Annotated in this window: 18 protein-coding genes and 1 tRNA gene; 17 read left to right on the top strand and 2 right to left on the bottom strand. The window is 47.2% G+C overall.

The annotated features are described in order from the left end of the window. Positions 1 to 20: 20 nt before the first annotated feature. From kapB to KNQ07_RS07170, 7 genes are all read left to right on the top strand, one after another. Complete coding sequence (gene kapB / locus KNQ07_RS07200) at positions 21 to 401, top strand: sporulation phosphorelay system protein KapB (protein ID WP_214765776.1); 381 nt, start codon at positions 21 to 23, stop codon at positions 399 to 401. Between the two features lie 96 nt (positions 402 to 497). Next, positions 498 to 1,982, top strand: a complete 1,485-nt coding sequence (locus tag KNQ07_RS07195) for a tetratricopeptide repeat protein (RefSeq protein WP_214765774.1) — start codon at positions 498 to 500, stop codon at positions 1,980 to 1,982. A 60-nt stretch (positions 1,983 to 2,042) separates the two neighbouring features. Beyond that, positions 2,043 to 3,005 carry a thioredoxin-disulfide reductase gene (trxB, locus tag KNQ07_RS07190; protein WP_214765771.1) on the top strand — a complete coding sequence of 321 codons (963 nt, stop codon included), beginning with the start codon at positions 2,043 to 2,045 and terminating at the stop codon, positions 3,003 to 3,005. 111 nt (positions 3,006 to 3,116) lie between these two features. Then, complete coding sequence (gene rapZ / locus KNQ07_RS07185) at positions 3,117 to 3,986, top strand: RNase adapter RapZ (RefSeq protein WP_012371271.1); 870 nt, start codon at positions 3,117 to 3,119, stop codon at positions 3,984 to 3,986. Further along, entirely contained in the window at positions 3,986 to 4,984 is a 999-nt protein-coding gene (locus tag KNQ07_RS07180) for a gluconeogenesis factor YvcK family protein (protein ID WP_214765768.1), read from the top strand. Before rapZ ends, KNQ07_RS07180 begins: the two co-directional genes overlap by 1 nt. Continuing rightward, complete coding sequence (gene whiA, locus KNQ07_RS07175) at positions 4,981 to 5,937, top strand: DNA-binding protein WhiA (protein ID WP_012371269.1); 957 nt, start codon at positions 4,981 to 4,983, stop codon at positions 5,935 to 5,937. Before KNQ07_RS07180 ends, whiA begins: the two co-directional genes overlap by 4 nt. An 81-nt stretch (positions 5,938 to 6,018) precedes the next feature. After that, positions 6,019 to 6,255, top strand: coding sequence for a hypothetical protein (locus tag KNQ07_RS07170; protein ID WP_012371268.1), 237 nt, complete (start codon positions 6,019 to 6,021; stop codon positions 6,253 to 6,255). A gap of 115 nt (positions 6,256 to 6,370) precedes the next feature. Here the strand turns inward: KNQ07_RS07170 and clpP are convergent, their stop codons facing one another. Both clpP and KNQ07_RS07160 read right to left on the bottom strand, forming a co-directional pair. Continuing rightward, positions 6,371 to 6,982, bottom strand: coding sequence for an ATP-dependent Clp endopeptidase proteolytic subunit ClpP (gene clpP / locus KNQ07_RS07165; RefSeq protein ID WP_255412930.1), 612 nt, complete (start codon positions 6,980 to 6,982; stop codon positions 6,371 to 6,373). A gap of 153 nt (positions 6,983 to 7,135) precedes the next feature. Beyond that, a tRNA-Arg gene (locus KNQ07_RS07160) sits at positions 7,136 to 7,211 on the bottom strand. Between the two features lie 167 nt (positions 7,212 to 7,378). On the opposite strand from KNQ07_RS07160, the gene KNQ07_RS07155 reads away from it, so the two are divergent. From KNQ07_RS07155 to KNQ07_RS07110, 10 genes are all read left to right on the top strand, one after another. Further along, the gene (locus KNQ07_RS07155) at positions 7,379 to 8,521 is read left to right on the top strand and encodes an RNA polymerase factor sigma-54 (protein WP_214765764.1); all 1,143 of its coding nucleotides are present in this window, start codon (positions 7,379 to 7,381) and stop codon (positions 8,519 to 8,521) included. Continuing rightward, on the top strand, positions 8,518 to 8,781 hold the full coding sequence (locus KNQ07_RS07150; protein ID WP_012371265.1) for a glutaredoxin family protein: 264 nt from the start codon (positions 8,518 to 8,520) through the stop codon (positions 8,779 to 8,781). Before KNQ07_RS07155 ends, KNQ07_RS07150 begins: the two co-directional genes overlap by 4 nt. 117 nt (positions 8,782 to 8,898) lie before the next feature. Next, on the top strand, positions 8,899 to 9,924 hold the full coding sequence (locus tag KNQ07_RS07145; RefSeq protein ID WP_041262016.1) for a sugar-binding transcriptional regulator: 1,026 nt from the start codon (positions 8,899 to 8,901) through the stop codon (positions 9,922 to 9,924). Between the two features lie 53 nt (positions 9,925 to 9,977). Then, positions 9,978 to 10,985 (top strand): type I glyceraldehyde-3-phosphate dehydrogenase, encoded by a 1,008-nt coding sequence (gap, locus tag KNQ07_RS07140; protein ID WP_214765761.1) that lies wholly within the window; start codon positions 9,978 to 9,980, stop codon positions 10,983 to 10,985. Positions 10,986 to 11,109: 124 nt separating this feature from the next. Further along, complete coding sequence (locus KNQ07_RS07135; RefSeq protein ID WP_214765758.1) at positions 11,110 to 12,294, top strand: phosphoglycerate kinase; 1,185 nt, start codon at positions 11,110 to 11,112, stop codon at positions 12,292 to 12,294. Between the two features lie 27 nt (positions 12,295 to 12,321). Beyond that, positions 12,322 to 13,074, top strand: coding sequence for a triose-phosphate isomerase (gene tpiA, locus KNQ07_RS07130; RefSeq protein ID WP_026827585.1), 753 nt, complete (start codon positions 12,322 to 12,324; stop codon positions 13,072 to 13,074). Next, positions 13,075 to 14,622: a 2,3-bisphosphoglycerate-independent phosphoglycerate mutase gene (gpmI, locus tag KNQ07_RS07125; protein ID WP_214765755.1), complete on the top strand. Its 1,548-nt coding sequence runs from the start codon at positions 13,075 to 13,077 to the stop codon at positions 14,620 to 14,622. A gap of 73 nt (positions 14,623 to 14,695) precedes the next feature. Then, positions 14,696 to 15,988, top strand: a complete 1,293-nt coding sequence (eno, locus tag KNQ07_RS07120; RefSeq protein ID WP_214765752.1) for a phosphopyruvate hydratase — start codon at positions 14,696 to 14,698, stop codon at positions 15,986 to 15,988. Positions 15,989 to 16,311: 323 nt separating this feature from the next. Beyond that, complete coding sequence (locus KNQ07_RS07115) at positions 16,312 to 17,214, top strand: acyl-ACP desaturase (protein ID WP_214765749.1); 903 nt, start codon at positions 16,312 to 16,314, stop codon at positions 17,212 to 17,214. An 18-nt stretch (positions 17,215 to 17,232) separates the two neighbouring features. Next, positions 17,233 to 17,481, top strand: coding sequence for a hypothetical protein (locus KNQ07_RS07110; protein WP_214765746.1), 249 nt, complete (start codon positions 17,233 to 17,235; stop codon positions 17,479 to 17,481). Positions 17,482 to 18,308 lie beyond the last annotated feature (827 nt).

Here is an 18,308-nt window from a genome sequence, read left to right as displayed (position 1 = left end):
GAGAGGAAGGAGAGGACAAGATGAGTCATATCCGCTTTACGTATAAAACAGGAAAGTATTTCGGAAGATTATTTGCCGAACGTCCGCAAGGGTTGGTCGTCGAGGTACTGGCCGTCGAGAAACACCCGATTCAAGGTGATCTGCACAATCCGAATCAGGTCAACGTGCCCCTCTTCCATGTCCGTACTGCCTTACACCCGCACGAAAAAGTAACGGTTGCTCCCGGTGTCGTTTATGCCTATGAAGGTGAGATTCCGAGCTACGCCGAAAGCTTACGCCAAGCGTTCGACAAAGAAGTCGAACGGTTGAATGGACAAAACCCGCAAGCGGATGCTTTCGTACAAAAATGCTTAGAGAATTACAAGGAACTGGAATCGATTTATGCGAAACGTTGGGGATAAACCCCGGCGTTTTTTTCTGTTGCAACGGTTTCCGAGATAGGTTATTCTTGTCTCTGCAACTACGAAACCAGATTTAGATCTATGGGGGCTTGAATCATGATGGAATTAACTGAATACAAAGCAGACCCCTTTGCGATTACAACGCGCCAAGCGGAACTTTTTTATTTCCGCGGACGGAAGGCGCACCGGGAAGGGCGACTGGAAGAGGCGGTTTATCACCTTGATGAAGCAACGACGCTTCAGCCGAGTGATGTCCGTTATCTTTTACGTTACGCTCGTGTTTTGTTCGAGACAGGCGAAATCAATCATGCCAATGATGTCTTGAAACAAGTGCGGACGCTCGACCAGTCAAATACGGAATCTTTGTTTTATTTAGCGAATAACTACGCGCATGTCTCTTTATATGAAGAGGCGAAAAATTACGCGCTTGAATATTTATCCAGTGCACCAAACGGGAAACACGCAGAGGCATCGGCCGCGCTCGTGGAATTAATCGATCTCGAACAAGAGATGGAAGATGACGATGAGGATGAATTGATTCGTTTACATGCTCAGGCACAACGTCAAATCGACAAAGGGATGCTCTTTGCGGCGCAGGAAACACTCGAATCCCTGATCGTCCAGTATCCGACCTTCTGGCCGGCATACAACAATCTTGCCATCGTCGAGTTTTACCTTGGTGAAAACGACCGGGCGTTTGCTTCACTGGAACAGGTCCTCGATGGAAATCCGGGAAACCTGCATGCTCTCTGTAACACGCTTGTGCTGTTGCACGAGATGGGACAGGATGAAGAAGCGCATCGTTTATCGAACAAGCTCGAGCATGTCCGCTCTGTGAATCTTGAAACACGCTACAAGGTCGCTTCGACGCTTGCGATCATCGGTCGTCACGATTTGGCTTACGAAGAACTGAAGTTACTGGAACGACGCGGCTACCGTGGAGATCCGCTGTTCGGACACTGGCTGTCGATCTCAGCTTTCAAAACGGGACACGTCGAAGAAGCAGCTGCGTTCCTTCAATCAGAAGAAGCGCAAAGTATGCGGGAAGAACAGGAAGCTTACGACATCCGTCATAACCTCCAGTTCCGCTCGGCTTTGATTCAAGCCTTGAAGACGGAAGATGATGTCTCACGGATTTTTACAGCGTTGTTACTCGGCAAGCTGAATGATGAAGAAGCGAAACTCGCGTTATCGATGATGCCGGAAGTAACGGATCATCCGGACGTCCTCTTGCTGACGGAACAAATCATTCATGAGATGAACGGGGAGCACGACGTCGGCGATGCCCGGATTCACCGTGCCTTGATGACGATCCGCCTTGCGGAACGATTTGTCTCGGATGAAGAACGGATGAGCCTTGAAGGTGATTTTTACGAACGGTTTGCGCGACTCGTCTTGAGCGGTGAGACGTTTGATTCGGTCGAACAGTCGGCTGCGGCTCTGATTTATTTATTCCACGATGTCCGCGACGGTATGTTGATTGAAGACTGTGCGGCACTCGTCCACGTTTCCTTTGAGGATACGGCAACGGCGATCCGTGCCTATCAACGACTTTTAAACCCGGCCCGTGCAAAGTGTTAGACGTTTGTACGATTCTCACCTATACTCAAGTTACAACGAAAATACAGATGGGGTGGAATCATGACAGAAACTGAACAGAAAATTTATGACGTCATCATTATTGGTGCCGGTCCTGCCGGAATGACAGCAGCACTTTACGCATCACGTGCGAACCTTTCAACACTGATGATCGAACGCGGTATTCCGGGCGGACAGATGGCCAATACGGAAGATATCGAAAACTATCCCGGTTATGACAGTATCTTAGGACCGGATCTTTCGCAAAAAATGTTCGACCACTCAAAAGCGTTCGGCGCAGAATATGCTTACGGCGATGTCCGCAGCATCGAAGACGGTCCGGCATTCAAGACCGTCCATGCTCACAACAAGGATTACCATGCCCGGGCGATCATCATCGCTTCAGGAGCACAGTATAAGAAAATCGGTGTTCCGGGTGAGGAAGAACTCGGCGGACGCGGTGTATCTTACTGTGCAGTCTGTGACGGCGCGTTCTTTAAAGAAAAAGAACTGTTCGTCATCGGTGGCGGTGACTCTGCCGTCGAAGAAGGTGTCTACCTGACGCGCTTCGCGAAAAAAGTCACGATCGTTCACCGTCGTGAAGAATTACGTGCTCAAAAAATTCTTCAAAAACGGGCATTCGACAATCCGAAAATCGATTTCATCTGGAACCATACGGTCAAACAGATCAACGAAGATAACGGAAAAGTCGGCGGCATTGAACTGATCAATACGAAAACGGCAGAAACGACGACATATCCGATTGATGGCGTCTTCATCTACATTGGGATGAACCCGATCACAGGCTATGTCCAGGATCTTGGTATCTTAAACGACCAAGGCTATGTCGTGACGAACGAAGGAATGGAAACGAACATCAAAGGTATTTTTGCAGCCGGCGACGTCCGTGAAAAAACACTTCGCCAAGTCGTCACAGCGACAAACGACGGTTCGATTGCCGCGCAAAACGCGCAACACTATATCGAAGCCTTGCTTGAAGAATTACAGGAATCATCACAAGTCTAATTCAAGATCCAGCTTGGTTGGGAGGCTCTTCCATCAAGCTGGCTCTTTTTTTATGTTATACTGACATGAGAGTAAAAATACACACGGAACTGTTGTCTGGAGGGCGAAGAGATGGAACAGAATCAACCGCAACTGGTCATCATTACAGGAATGAGCGGCGCCGGCAAAACGGTCGCAATGAACAGCTTTGAAGACTTGGGCTATTTTTGTGTCGACAATTTACCGCCGACGTTACTGCCGCAATTGATCGAAGTCATTGGGCAGGTGCGTCCGAAAATCGCCGTTGCCATCGATACACGGGCTCGTGATTTCATTGACAGCTTCTTTGTCGTTTATGAAGATTTGAAAAAAACGAATCTGCAAATCCGGATGTTGTACCTCGATGCCCGCAACGACGTACTCGTCCGCCGGTATAAAGAATCACGCCGGTCGCATCCGCTCGCACCGACTGCGTCGCCGTTGATCGGTATCGAGCGGGAACGGACGCTGCTCGAAGGATTCCGTGATAAAGCCCAGTTGCTGATGGATACGAGTGACATCAAACCGCTTGCCTTAAAGGAACGGATCTTAAAAGAGTTTACGGAAGGGGAACGGATTCCGTTCACCGTCAATGTCATGTCGTTCGGATTCAAGCACGGTCTGCCGCTCGACGCCGATCTCGTCTTCGATTTACGGTTCCTGCCGAACCCGTTTTATATTCCGGAACTCCGTCCGAAAACGGGTCTCGATCTCGAAGTCTCGTCGTACGTCATGCAGTGGCCGGAAGCGAAGCTGTTTTATAAAAAGCTCGTCGATATGCTCGAATTCCTGATTCCCCAGTACGAACGGGAAGGGAAATCGCAGCTCGTCGTGGCACTCGGTTGTACCGGCGGCAAACACCGGTCAATCACGTTTGCCGAAGCAATCAGCAAAGAGTTCAAGAATCAATACCATATCGTGACGAATCATCGGGATTACGTGCACGCGAAGGAGGAGAAGTAATGAAATGGGAACGAAAAGTCGTCGCTGTCGGCGGAGGAACGGGCCTATCGACTCTTTTGCGCGGACTAAAACATTACCCGCTTGATATCACGGCCATCGTCACCGTCGCCGACGACGGCGGAAGCTCGGGCCGTCTGCGGACGGAATTTAATATGTTGCCGCCGGGCGATATCCGAAACGTCATCGTTTCGCTCTCGAAGTCCGAGACATTGATGGACCGGATCATGCAATACCGGTTTGAGACGGGGGAAGGGCTGCACGGACATTCGCTCGGGAATTTAATGCTGACGGCAGCGACGCAACTCTGTAACGGGTCATTCGTCGAAGCGATCGGTGTCATGGGGCAACTCTTGAATGCCGAAGGAAAAGTCTATCCGGCAACGGAGCGGACGATTACGTTATGTGCTGAGTTCGAGGACGGAACGATCGTCAAAGGCGAATCCTTGATTCCGAAAGTTGGCAAAGTCATCGAACGAATTTTCCTCGAGGAAGAAAATGTCCGTCCGGTTCCGGAAGCGATTCAGGCGATTCTCGATGCCGATGTCATCGTTCTCGGTCCCGGCAGTCTCTATACGAGTGTCATTCCGAACGTCCTGATCGAAGAAATCCGGGACGCGATCAAACAGTCACTCGCACCGGTCGTCTATATTTGTAACGTCATGACGCAGCCGGGTGAGACGACAGCCTTTACGGCAAACGATCACCTGAATGTCCTGGAAAAGTTCCTCGGCAAAGGGGTCATCGATACGATCATCGTCAACAACGAATCGATTGATGTCAGTTACCTGCGGAAGTATCAAAAAGATCATGCCGACATCGTGACCTACGATGAATCGAGTTTTGAAGAAGCTGGAATTGAAGTACTCGCGGACGATATTGTGGATTATAACCACCACTTCATCCGTCATGACTCAGACGCCGTGGCAAGCCTGGTCATGCGGAAAGTCCTATCCATCCGACGTGTGCGTCAATTCGAAGGGGAGGAGGAATTGACGTGAGTTTTGCATCAGAAGTCAAAAAAGAATTAACGCAAATCGCCATCACCGATCACGAAATGAAGGCGGAACTCGCCGCTTTGGCCCGGATGAACGGAGCCATCTCATTCGGACTCGGACGTGGTCTGACACTGGATATCTCGACGGAAAACGCATCGATTGCCCGCCGTATTTATTCCTTGCTCAAACGGGCGTATGCCGTCCATCTGGATTTACTGGTCCGGAAAAAAATGCGCTTGAAGAAAAATAATGTCTACATCGTCCGCGTTAAACAACAAGCGGATAAGATTTTACAGGACCTCGGGATTTTAGGGGAAGGATTTACGATGATCCGTTCAATCAGCGATTCGATTCTCAAGGATGAACGCCGTGCCCGGGCGTACCTGCGCGGCGCCTTTTTAGCCGGCGGATCGTTAAACAATCCGGCGACGTCTTCGTACCATCTGGAAATCTTCAGTCTGTACGAAGAACATAATGCCGCCTTGCGCAGCCTGACAAATCAGTTTGATTTGAATGCAAAAGCCATCGAACGGAAAAAAGGACATATTCTCTACATCAAGGAAAGTGAGAAGATTTCTGATTTTCTGAAGCTCGTCGGAGCGACGTATTCGATGTTACGGTTTGAGGATGTCCGGATTTTAAAAGATATGCGGAATTCAGTCAACCGGCTCGTCAACTGTGAGACGGCAAACCTCAACAAGACGGTTGGGGCGGCACTGCGCCAGGTCGAGAACATCAAGTTTCTGGAACGGACGGTCGGACTCGACGTTTTGCCGGATAAATTAAAAGAAATCGCCATCTTGCGGGTCACACATCAAGACGTGACATTACAGGAGCTCGGTGAGATGGTCGAGAGCGGTTCCATCTCGAAATCCGGGATCAATCATCGATTGCGCAAGATTGATCAAATCGCGGATAAAATCCGAAACGGGGAGTCGATGACCGGGGCTCTTTAGGGAGTAACTTGCGAGATGAACCATAGTCTACTATAATATATAGTCGATGCAACTAAATGTTCGAATTAAGGAGTTTTTGAAATGGCTAATGAGAAAAAACGTATTTCGCTGACAGTTGATGCGAAGTTTGATGAAGTGCTTACGAAAAAAGCGAAAACGATCGGTGTACCAAAAAGTACGCTCGTCGCCTTTGCGACATCGTTGTTCCTGAAGCAATTGCAGGCGGAAGAAGAACTTTCACCACATGCGAACGGAATCTACACATTGATTCGCGAAAACCACGATATCGTGTCTGATATCACAGATTTGATCGACTAAAAAATAGGACCTCTGTCCGCGTCTGTTCTGAGAAGAGTGACGCAAAGGACAGTGGTCTTTTTTTGTACACACAAAAAAACCGTCCTCGCAAATTGCGAAGACGGTCAGGTGAAGATTAAGCACGTTCCATGACGCGGTCGATTAAACCGTAGTCAGCTGCTGCTTGAGCAGACATGAAGTTATCGCGCTCTGTATCACGCTCGATGACTTCAAGTGGTTGTCCTGTGTTTTCAGCCATGATTTTGTTGAGGTGCTCACGCATTTTGATGATGCGTTCCGCATGGATTTTGATGTCCGATGCTTGACCTTGTGTACCACCGAGTGGTTGGTGAATCATGATTTCAGCGTTAGGAAGAGCAAAACGTTTTCCTTTAGCGCCGGCTTGGAGCAAGAATGCACCCATTGAAGCAGCCATTCCGATACAAATCGTTGAAACTTGTGGTTTGATGAAGTTCATTGTATCGTAAATCGCCATACCTGCTGTGATTGAGCCACCCGGGCTGTTGATGTAAAGCGAGATTTCTTTATCTGGATCTTCTGCTGCTAGGAAAAGTAACTGGGCAACGACTGAGTTGGCGACGTTGTCGTCAATCGCGCTCCCGAGAAGGATGATTCGGTCTTTGAGCAAACGTGAATAGATATCGTAAGCACGTTCCCCGCGGTTGGTTTGTTCGATGACTGTTGGAATTAACATAGTCTTTGCCTCCTTATGGTTGGTATGTAGCACATATTCGACTTGTCCTTATCATAATCCTTTGGTCAATATTGGTCAAAAGATACGCTGTAGGTTTAATGTATTTTTCCTGAAACAGTTCCTCTTAAACATATCAATATAGAAAAAAGGCAACACCGATAACGGCATTGCCTGAAGATTCAAGTATGGTACACCCGGAGAGATTTGAACTCCCGACACCTGGTACCGGAAACCAGTGCTCTATCCCCTGAGCTACGGGTGCATGTTTGTACTGAACAATTAATAGTATACCGACATTTTTTCAGAAAAGCAATACTAGATTTGCGAGTTTGTTGATTTTTTGTCAAAACGTAAGAGACGATGGAAGACGTATCCTTCCTATATAATGAAAGTGGAATCAAATTAAACGAGGAAACGGGAGGTGAGCGGATGGAACAGAGACAGGAACAAGCGCAACGTCTTGTGATGTCGGCAGCCCAGTTGTATCAATTGACGGTTTTGGAAGAAACGCAGGCGGAACTCGAGGAGCGGCTGTACCGGATCATCCGTCGTGCCGGACGCAGCGAACATAATGGAAGAAAAATGATTCCGCCGGATTTAGAGCAGGTTGCAGACCGGATTGATTCGTTTGAAGCGGAACTTCTTCAGCAAATACGTTTAGAATCGGTCAGACAGGAAATAAGATATATGGCGGAACAACTCATCATGTACTTAGACGCGGATGGATTACTCAGAACGACAGACGAACGATTAGCGGTCTTGCTTGATAGTGAGGAGCCGATGATCAGGCAAGCACGACAACTGCTCCAGCAATGTGAACCTACCGGAATTGCGGCACGCTCGGAAGCGGAGTGTCGCTTGTTGCATGCCATCGAGCTCGAAGATGACCGTTTGATGGATTTGCTTACTGCACTGTCGGACGGACAGCCGTTAAAAGCCGTACTGGATGATGAAACAGAGCGGCGACAGATGAAGCAAAAGATGGAACGGTTGCCGAAGACACCGGTCTTACCAGTATCCACCACCATGACGATACCGGAAGCCGATATCAGTTGGTCGGACGATCAGGTGCAAATCCAGTGGTCTTCCTTGCCGATTGATGCGTCCTGGACGGATCTCGCGGAAGCAAAACCGTTTCTCAGCGCTTATGAACGACGGCGTAACACGTTGCGTGCAATCCTCGATGTCATCGTGGAACGGCAAATCCGTTGGTTCAAAGGGGAACTCCATTTAGAACCGTTGACGAAAAAAGAGGTCGCCGAACAAACGGGATACCATCCGTCGACGGTTGGTCGGGCAATCGTCCACAAAACGATTCGGACGATCCATGGAACGCTCGAGCTTGAAAATTTTTTCATCTCGAAGACGCAAAGCGGCACATCGAGCTTTTTAATCAAAGCCCGAATCGCACAATTGATTCAGGAAGCGACCTCGCCGCTGTCGGATCAACAGATCGTCAACCGTCTCGACCTGGAAGGCATCCGGGTCGCAAGACGGACAGTCGCGAAGTATCGGGCGGGTCTGTACTTGACCCGGTCCGACATGACGAAACGACGAGAGGCGAATGAATGATGCCATCAAAAGAACACACGACCTTAACACTGTATTCACGTCCCGGATGTACGCTATGTGAGGAAGCCGCCTTCTTACTTGATTTCGTGCTCGATGAATTTCCGGATTGGACATTCGAAGAAGTGAACATTGAAGAAGATGCTGCGCTCAGTCTCCGGTTTTTATATGAAATTCCTGTCGTCATGCATCAGTCTGAAATTTGGAGTTATGGCAAATTTGAGACAGAGACGATAAGAAACCGCTTACTTGAAAAAAGTTAAAGGGCGAGGCTTGAATCCTTGTACGAGGGCTGTTATGATAAGGATGTACCAAGTGGGACAAGATATGACACGCGGGACGTAAAGTGTCCAGCAACTTGAGAGGAGCGGGAATACATGATTCGGCAGTTAGTACAGATCCAAAAACGAATCGTGCCTGATCTGATCGAAGAAATGCAGACACGTTACGACATACTTCATTATGTCCGGCTCATGCAGCCGATTGGTCGACGGACACTGGCGACAAGCCTTGGCTTGACGGAACGGGTGTTACGTCGGGAAGTGGACTTCCTGAAAGAGCAAGGATTGCTCGAAGTGGCGACACAAGGAATGTCTTTGACAGATGAAGGGCGGATCGTCTTACGAAGTATGCACAGCGTGATGGCAGAACTGGCCGGAATTTCTGATATGGCGAAAGCCTTAAAGGAAAAACTGGGCGTCCGGGATGTCGTCATCGTACCAGGAGATTCGGATCAAACCTTCTGGGTGCAACGCGATATGGGACGTGCGACGGTCGCACGTTTGAAACGAGAACTTTCTTCATCTGTACACAACACGATTGCAGTCACAGGAGGTACGACGATGGCTTCCGTCGCGGCGATGATGTCGCCTGATAAGGAAAACCGTCCGATGACATTCGTGCCGGCACGTGGGGGCTTAGGTGAAACCCTTGAATTACAAGCGAATACGGTCTGTTCACGGATGGCATCCCGTGCACAAAGTGATTATCACTTATTGCACATTCCAGACATGGTCAGCAAGGAAACGTTTGTGAAGATGGTGGAAGAGCCAAGCATTAAAAATGTGTTACAAATGATTAAAGATGCCTCAATCGTGGTACATGGAATTGGTGAGGCAAAAACGATGGCAAAACGTCGTCGCGCTTCAGCCGAGTTACTGGAACAGCTTGAACAAGAACATGCGGTAGCAGAAGCATTTGGGTATTACTTCGATCGGGACGGAAAGATCGTGCATCGGGTGAAGACGGTTGGTCTTCAACTGGACGACTTAAAACAAGTCGAACACGTCATCGTCGTCGCCGGAGGACATTCCAAAGCGGAAGCCATCAACGCGTATGTCAAACAGTCCCCGGACATCATCCTGATTACGGATGAAGGGGCAGCAACAACGATTTTGAAAGGGTAGCCCCCTTTTGAATAATAGATAACTCGCTTTACATTAAAAGGAGGAAAATTATCATGGCAGTAAAAGTTGGTATTAATGGATTTGGACGTATCGGACGTTTGGCACTTCGTCAAATTCTTCAGTTTGACGGAATCGAAGTAGTCGCAATCAATGACCTTACAGACACTAAAATGCTTGCACACCTCTTGAAATATGATACGACTCAAGGTCGTTTCGACGGAGAAGTTGAAGTACACGACGGTTACTTCCTCGTCAACGGTAAAGAAATCAAAACACTTGCTAACCGCAACCCAGAAGAACTCCCATGGGGCGAGCTCGGTGTTGACATCGTTCTCGAATGTACTGGTTTCTTCACAGACAAAGAAAAAGCTGAGCTTCACTTGAAAGCTGGAGCTAAGAAAGTCGTTATCTCAGCACCTGCTACTGGCGACATGAAAACAGTTGTCTTCAACACGAACCACGAAATTCTTGACGGAACTGAAACAGTTATCTCTGGTGCTTCATGTACTACGAACTGTCTCGCGCCTATGGCTAAAGTTCTTCAAGATCAGTACGGAATCGTTCAAGGTCTCATGACAACGATCCACGCTTACACTGGCGACCAAAACACACTCGACGCTCCACACCCTAAAGGTGACTTCCGTCGTGCACGTGCAGCGGCAGCTAACATCGTTCCTAACTCAACTGGTGCTGCTAAAGCAATCGGTCTTGTTCTTCCAGAACTTCAAGGTAAACTTGACGGTGCAGCACAACGTGTACCAGTTGCTACAGGTTCACTCACTGAGCTCACAACAGTTCTCGAGAAGAAAGTAACAGTTGAAGAAGTTAACGCAGCAATGAAAGCAGCTGCTAACGAATCTTACGGTTACACTGAAGACGAAATCGTTTCTTCTGACATCGTTGGTATCTCTTACGGATCACTCTTCGATGCAACACAAACGAAAGTCGTTACAGTCGGCGACAAACAACTCGTTAAAACAGTTGCTTGGTATGACAACGAAATGTCTTACACTAGCCAACTCGTTCGTACACTCAAACACTTCGCAGAAATCGCTAAGTAATTCGAGCAATTAAATAGCAATTGAATAAGAGCGGAAACGATACCAGTCTCCGCTCTTATTGCGGAAAAAAGTCTGGAGGGGCGCATGAGCCCCTCACTATACGTATGAGACGGAGGACGAATGTATGAATAAGAAATCAATTCGCGATATCGATGTAAAAGGAAAACGCGTGTTTACACGTGTGGACTTCAACGTACCGCTAGAAGACGGCAAGATCACAGATGACACACGGATCCGTGCTGCCCTTCCGACAATCAAACACTTGGTTGACGGTGGAGCGAAAGTCATCCTCGCAAGCCATATGGGACGTCCAAAAGGCGAGAAAAACCCTGAGTTCTCACTTGCACCAGTCGTAGCACGCCTCAGCGAACTGCTTGGTAAAGACATCAAGCTCGTTGAAGAAGCATACGGTCCGGTCGCTGAAGAAGCGGTCAGCAAGCTTGAAGAAGGCGATGTCATCGTTCTTGAAAATGTTCGTTTCTACCCAGGCGAAACGAAAAACGATCCTGAACTCGCAGAAGGTTTTGCGAAACTTGCAGACGTTTTCGTCAACGACGCATTTGGTGCAGCGCACCGTGCGCACGCTTCTACAGAAGGAATCGCACACCATGTCGAGACAGCTGTAGCAGGATTGTTGATCGAAAAAGAACTTCAGGTTCTCGGTAAAGCTCTCTCAAACCCGGATCGTCCGTTTACAGCGATCATCGGTGGTTCGAAAGTCGCGGACAAAATCGGCGTCATCGATCACTTGCTTGATATCGTCGACACGTTGATCATCGGCGGAGGATTATCTTATACATTCCTCAAAGCTCAAGGTTATGAAGTCGGTACGTCACTTCTTGAAGTCGACAAAATCGAACAGGCGAAGGAATTCATGAAAAAAGCAGAAGACAAAGGCGTGAAGTTCTTGATGCCGGTTGACTGTGTCATCACGAAGGAATTCGGCGAAGAAACATATGTCGGACCACGCGACATCGACAGCATCCCAGCGGATCACATGTCACTCGATATCGGTCCGAAAACAATCGAACTGTATGCAGAAGCAATCAAGTCTTCGAAACTCGTTGTCTGGAACGGACCAATGGGTGTGTTCGAACTTGATAAATATGCAAACGGAACAAAAGGTGTCGCTCAAGCATTAGCGGACAGTGATGCATACTCGATCATCGGTGGTGGAGATTCTGCTGCAGCGGCTGAGAAATTCGGTCTTGCAGATAAAATGAGTCACATTTCTACAGGTGGCGGCGCAAGCCTCGAGTTCATGGAAGGTAAAGCTCTTCCAGGTGTCGAAGCGCTTAACGACAAGTAATCTAAAGTTCACAAGGGAGTGTTTTCAATGCGTAAACCAATTATCGCAGGTAACTGGAAAATGAATCTTACCCTCAAGGATGCTGTGGCATTCGCTGAGGAAGTCAAAGGAACTGTACCCGCTTCTTCGAAAGTCGACGCGGCTGTCTGTGCACCGTCTGTATTCCTTGCACACTTGACAGAAGCGACAGCTGGAACGGACCTGAAAATCGGCGCTCAAAACATGTATGACCAAGAGAGCGGCGCATTCACAGGTGAAATCAGCCCAGTGATGCTCAAAGAACTTGGCGTAACATACGTCGTCCTCGGTCACTCAGAACGTCGTGAGTATTTCGGAGAAACGGATGCGTTCATCAACAGCAAAACGAAAAAAGCATTCGAGCATGGCATCGTGCCAATCGTTTGTGTCGGTGAAACACTCGAAGAACGCGAAGGCGGAAAATTCGAATCAGTTATCCGTGAACAAACAACGAACAGCTTGAAAGGCTTAACAGTCGATCAAGTCAAAAACCTTGTTGTCGCATATGAGCCTGTCTGGGCAATCGGAACAGGAAAATCAGCAACAGAACAAGATGCACAAGATTCTTGTAAATTCGTTCGCGATGTCATCGCAGCTGAATTCGGTACGGAAGCTGCAGAAGCAGTCCGCATCCAGTACGGCGGCAGTGTTAAACCGGACAACATCAAAGAATATATGGCTCAGCCTGACATCGACGGTGCTTTAGTTGGTGGCGCAAGTCTTGAGACAGGATCGTTCCTCAAACTGTTGGAGGCGATTTAAATGAAAAAACGTCCAGTCGCACTGATCATCCTTGATGGTTTCGGTATGCGTGACGAGGAGTTCGGAAATGCTGTCACGGCAGCAAACAAACCGAACTTCGACCGGTACTGGGAACAGTACCCGCATACGTTGTTGAATGCGCAAGGAGAATACGTCGGTTTGCCTGAAGGTCAAATGGGGAACTCAGAAGTGGGTCATTTGAACATCGGTGCAGGTCGCGTCGTCTACCAATCGCTATCCCGAATCAACAATGCCATTAAGGATCGCTCGTTCTTCTCGCGTCAAGCGATGAACGATGCGGCAGGTCACGTGAAGAAATACGGTTCAGCCCTTCATATCTTCGGTCTGGTCTCTGACGGTGGAATCCACAGTCACATCAACCACTTGTATGCGGTGCTTGAATTCGCCAAACTTCACGAAATCGAAAAAGTCTATCTCCATGCCTTCACGGATGGCCGCGATTGTGATCCACAATCAGGAGCCGGCTTCCTTCGTGATGCACAAGCGAAGATGGACGAGTTAAACGTCGGTCAATTCGCAAGTGTCTCTGGTCGTTATTATGCGATGGACCGCGACAACCGCTGGGAACGCGTCAAGAAAGTTTATGACGTCATCACGTTCGCAGACGGTCCGACAACAAAAGACCCAATCGCGATGGTCGAAGCTTCGTACAAAACAGACGTGACAGATGAGTTCATTGAACCAACGGTAGTCGTGCAGGAAGACGGTACTCCAGTAGCACCGATCCACGATAATGATGCGATCATGTTCTTCAACTATCGTCCGGACCGTGCGATTCAGCTCGCCAAGACGTATAAAGAAAAAACAGGCTTCAATGGTTTTGAATTGCCGGACAACGCACCGAAGAACCTGCTGCTCGTCTCCATGACGAAGTACTCGGATGCGATTGATACGGACATCGTCTTCCCACCGGAAGACATCAAAAATACGCTCGGTGAAACGTTATCGAAACAAGGCCTTAAACAATTGCGGATTGCGGAAACTGAAAAGTACCCGCACGTCACGTTTTTCTTTAACGGTCAACGTGAAGAGCCGTACGAAGGAGAAGATCGGATTCTGATCCCGTCTCCAAAAGTCGCGACATACGACTTGAAACCGGAAATGAGTGTTTTTGAAGTCACAGAAGCGCTCGTTGACGCAATCAACTCGGACAAACATGACGCGATCATCCTCAACTTCGCCAATCCCGATATGGTCGGTCACTCGGGTATGCTCGAGCCGACGAAGAAGGCGATCGAAGCGGTAGATAAATGTCTGGGACAAGTCGTTGATTTGATTCTCAGCAAGGGTGGCGCAGCCATCATCACAGCCGACCACGGGAATGCGGACAAAGTCCTCAATGCCGATGGTAGCAAGATGACGGCGCACACGACAGAACCTGTTCCATGTATCGTCACGGTCGAGGACGTCGAACTCCTTGAGCCATTGACTGGCGTATTGGCAGACTTGGCACCAACTGTTCTCGATTTACTCGGAGCAGATCAACCGGCAGAAATGACGGGGAAATCGATCGTATTGAAGAAATAATCCCGTCGATTGACAGACCTGTTACTGCCTTACTACAAACTAATCTTTCTCAAACAAAAAGGAGCGAATTTAAATGTCAATGATTACAGAGATTTATGCACGCGAGATTCTTGACTCACGCGGTAACCCAACAGTAGAAGTAGAAGTATATACAGAAGACGGCGGCTTTGGTCGCGCACTCGTCCCATCAGGCGCATCAACTGGTGAGCACGAAGCAGTTGAGCTTCGCGATGGCGACAAATCACGTTACCTCGGTAAAGGTGTCTTAAAAGCAGTTGACAACGTCAACGAAAAATTAGCACCTGAAATCATCGGTTACGATGTTTTCGACCAAGCAGGAATCGACAAAAAGATGATCGACCTCGACGGTACGAAAAACAAAGGGAACTTCGGCGCCAATGCAATTCTTGGTATCTCAATGGCTGCTGCACGTGCTGCTGCAGATGAGCTTGGTCTTCCACTTTACACGTACCTCGGTGGATTCAACGCGAAAACATTGCCAACTCCAATGATGAACATCATCAACGGTGGATCACACGCTGACAACAACGTTGATTTCCAAGAGTTCATGATCATGCCTGTTGGAGCTCCAACATTCAAAGAAGCTCTTCGTATGGGTGCTGAAATCTTCCACGCGTTGAAATCAGTTCTTAGCGGAATGGGTCTTAACACAGCAGTTGGTGACGAGGGTGGATTCGCTCCAAACTTGAAATCAAACGAAGAAGCAATCACAGTTATCCTTGAAGCAATCGAAAAAGCTGGCTACAAAGCAGGCGAAGATGTTTACCTTGCAATGGACGTCGCTTCTTCTGAGTTCTACGATAAAGCAGCTGGAAAATACAACCTCGCTGGCGAAGGCAAAGTCCTTACAACAGAAGAGCTTGTTGAATTCTATGCACAACTTGTTGACAAATACCCAATCATCTCAATCGAAGATGGCTGTGACGAAAACGACTGGGATGGCCACAAACTTCTTACAGATCGTATCGGACACAAAGTCCAACTCGTTGGTGATGACTTGTTCGTAACAAACACAGAGAAACTCGCTGAAGGTATCGAAAAAGGCATCGCGAACTCGATCCTCATCAAAGTTAACCAAATCGGTACGTTGACTGAAACATTCGACGCAATCGAAATGGCGAAAAAAGCTGGTTACACAGCAGTTGTTTCTCACCGTTCTGGTGAAACAGAAGATTCAACAATCGCTGACATCGCTGTTGCGACAAACGCTGGTCAAATCAAAACTGGTTCACTTTCACGTACAGACCGTATCGCGAAATACAACCAACTTCTCCGCATCGAAGACATGCTTTCAGATGTTGCTGTCTACGACGGAATCAAATCATTCTACAACCTCAAGAAGTAATTTCGGGTTGATGATTTAAAGTGTGTTGTACATTCACTGTACAGCCGACGCCTCCTATTCATACGAATAGGAGGTTTTTTTTATTCATGATGGATGCAGTAATAAAAGATGAGTTCATTCCAAAATGCAAAATGCCGGTTTCGATCGATCACAATGAGCCGACTTAGTTCTAACCGTTAAAAAAATCAAATTTACAGGACCTTTCTTTTACTACCTGGTCATTAAAATGTTATAGTTATAAATAAGTTTAAGCGCAATCATTAGAAGGCTTAACTACATTTGAACGGATGAAGGTTCAAAAAACATCTAAAGGAGAAATGATCATGTTAAATTCAGATTTAGATATACGTTTAGAACCACGCATTAAAGAGTTGTATCGACTACATAAGGAGCGCTCAGCCAACATTGACTGGAGTTATCACGAATTCATTCCATGGGACAAGGCGATGTCGTTTAAACGGGTTCCTTGGGAAGAGAGCCAAGTTACGCTTCCGGAAGGTGTCATCGTTGCCGTGGAAACGGCCTTGCTGACAGAAGTCAACTTACCTTGGTATACATCGCACTTGGATTATACGTTTAAAAACTCGATGGAAGTCATCAATGATTTCGTCCGCACATGGACGGCGGAAGAAGACCAGCACTCGAGCTTACTGGAAACGTATTTACTCGTAACACGAAACGTCAATCCGACACGGTTGCATCAGTTAAGAAGACGCGTCGTGGAAAGCGGCTGGTTCCCGGACTTTACGAATCCATTGGCGACGATGGCGTATACGTCGCTCCAGGAGCTTGCGACACTCGTTTTCTATAACAACGTAGCGCGAGTAGCCGGAGCACACGATAAAGACCTGGCGACACTGCTCCGCCGCTTGGCAAAAGATGAAGCCCTTCACTATGCGTTCTATCGCGATACGGTAAAAGCGCACCTTGAGCTCGATCCGAACTTTATCGTGTTCTTTGAAGATGTCATCATCAATTTCTCGATGCCGGGTGCGATCATGCCGGACTTTACCGAGCGTATGAAGACGATTGCGATTGATACAAATTACGGACCCCTCCAGTACTTTGACCAAGTATTAGATGTCGTCGTGAAATACTGGGATATTGAGAACCTGCAACCGACGACCGAAGAGGCGAAACAGTCACAAGCAAACATTATGAAATATCACGGGCGTTTAAAACGGATCAAGGACCGTCAAGCAGCAAAAACAAAGATTGATGTATAAAGAAGGGAGCACTAAAAAATGACGTGTGAAATATGCGGAAAAGAAACGAAGAACCAAGTCAGTTATTTGGAACTGAACACGTGGGAATTTAATTCGTTGAAGACAGAAGAAAAAGACTTTTACCCGATCTGCTACAGCTGCTTTGATAAGCATACGAACGAGTTCATTGATCAGGAAATGGATCTTGAATTAAGAAAAAAACGTTCGCAGATGGTGAATAAAGAAGTCGAGGCAGAAATCGAAGCTATTCTTGAAGTTGAAAATTAAGTGCTCAATTAGATTCCGATATATGTTGGAATCGTCAGACTGAAGACAAAATAGTGGTTTTTCTCTTAATCGAGAAGAGCCACTTTTTGCTCGCTCTTTGAAGTATTATTTTATATTTAGTCCAAATAAAATAAAGAGGGAAAATAAATTTGATACCTCAAAATATTTTCAACATTCATAAATGAACTATTTTTAACAAAAAAATTCTGTACAAACTTATTCATTTACGCTTTTCTTCATATTTATTTTCAATAACGTAAAACAAAAAAAGTGTTATAAGGATAACGAATGGAGTTGTGCTATGCTCCATTAATTCAAAGTGCGGTAATGTTAAAGACAGAAGTATCAGTGACGTCGCTACTAATCGAACGATAACAAGTTTTTTATGATATTTGTTATTATCCAAATTACTTCCTCTTTTTTCAAATTTAACATTAACATTATTTCCTATATGATAAAACCTATTGCACATTAATAACGAGATTTCTTAATCCAACGTTGAAGCGTCTCATGTGGTTTCCTCAAACAAGATCTGACAGCGCAGCCTTGCGCTTTTTCCTGCAGAAGTCGCGTGAAACGCGTGATAACAGGTGCTAGAAAAAAATTCATCGCTCGACTTCTAAGAGAGAAGGAAGCAACGCTTCCGTCAGGAACAGGCGAGACCCGGAGATCTGAAAGAAATCCGCGGTTCGCGTTCCGCCCTAGAAAAGCGAGCGAATGCATGTTTTTTATAGACACGACGAATTGTAATATTAAGTGCAACACCTAGCTGAAAACACAAAAAAAACCCATAACGGCCTCGTGTAGAATAGAGTTACCACACAAAA

Source organism: Exiguobacterium sp. s145, assembly GCF_018618835.1.
Lineage (GTDB): Bacteria > Bacillota > Bacilli > Exiguobacteriales > Exiguobacteriaceae > Exiguobacterium_A > Exiguobacterium_A artemiae.
The sequence above is the reverse complement of the archived record's forward strand: the minus strand, read 5'-3'. Positions and strand labels throughout refer to the sequence as shown.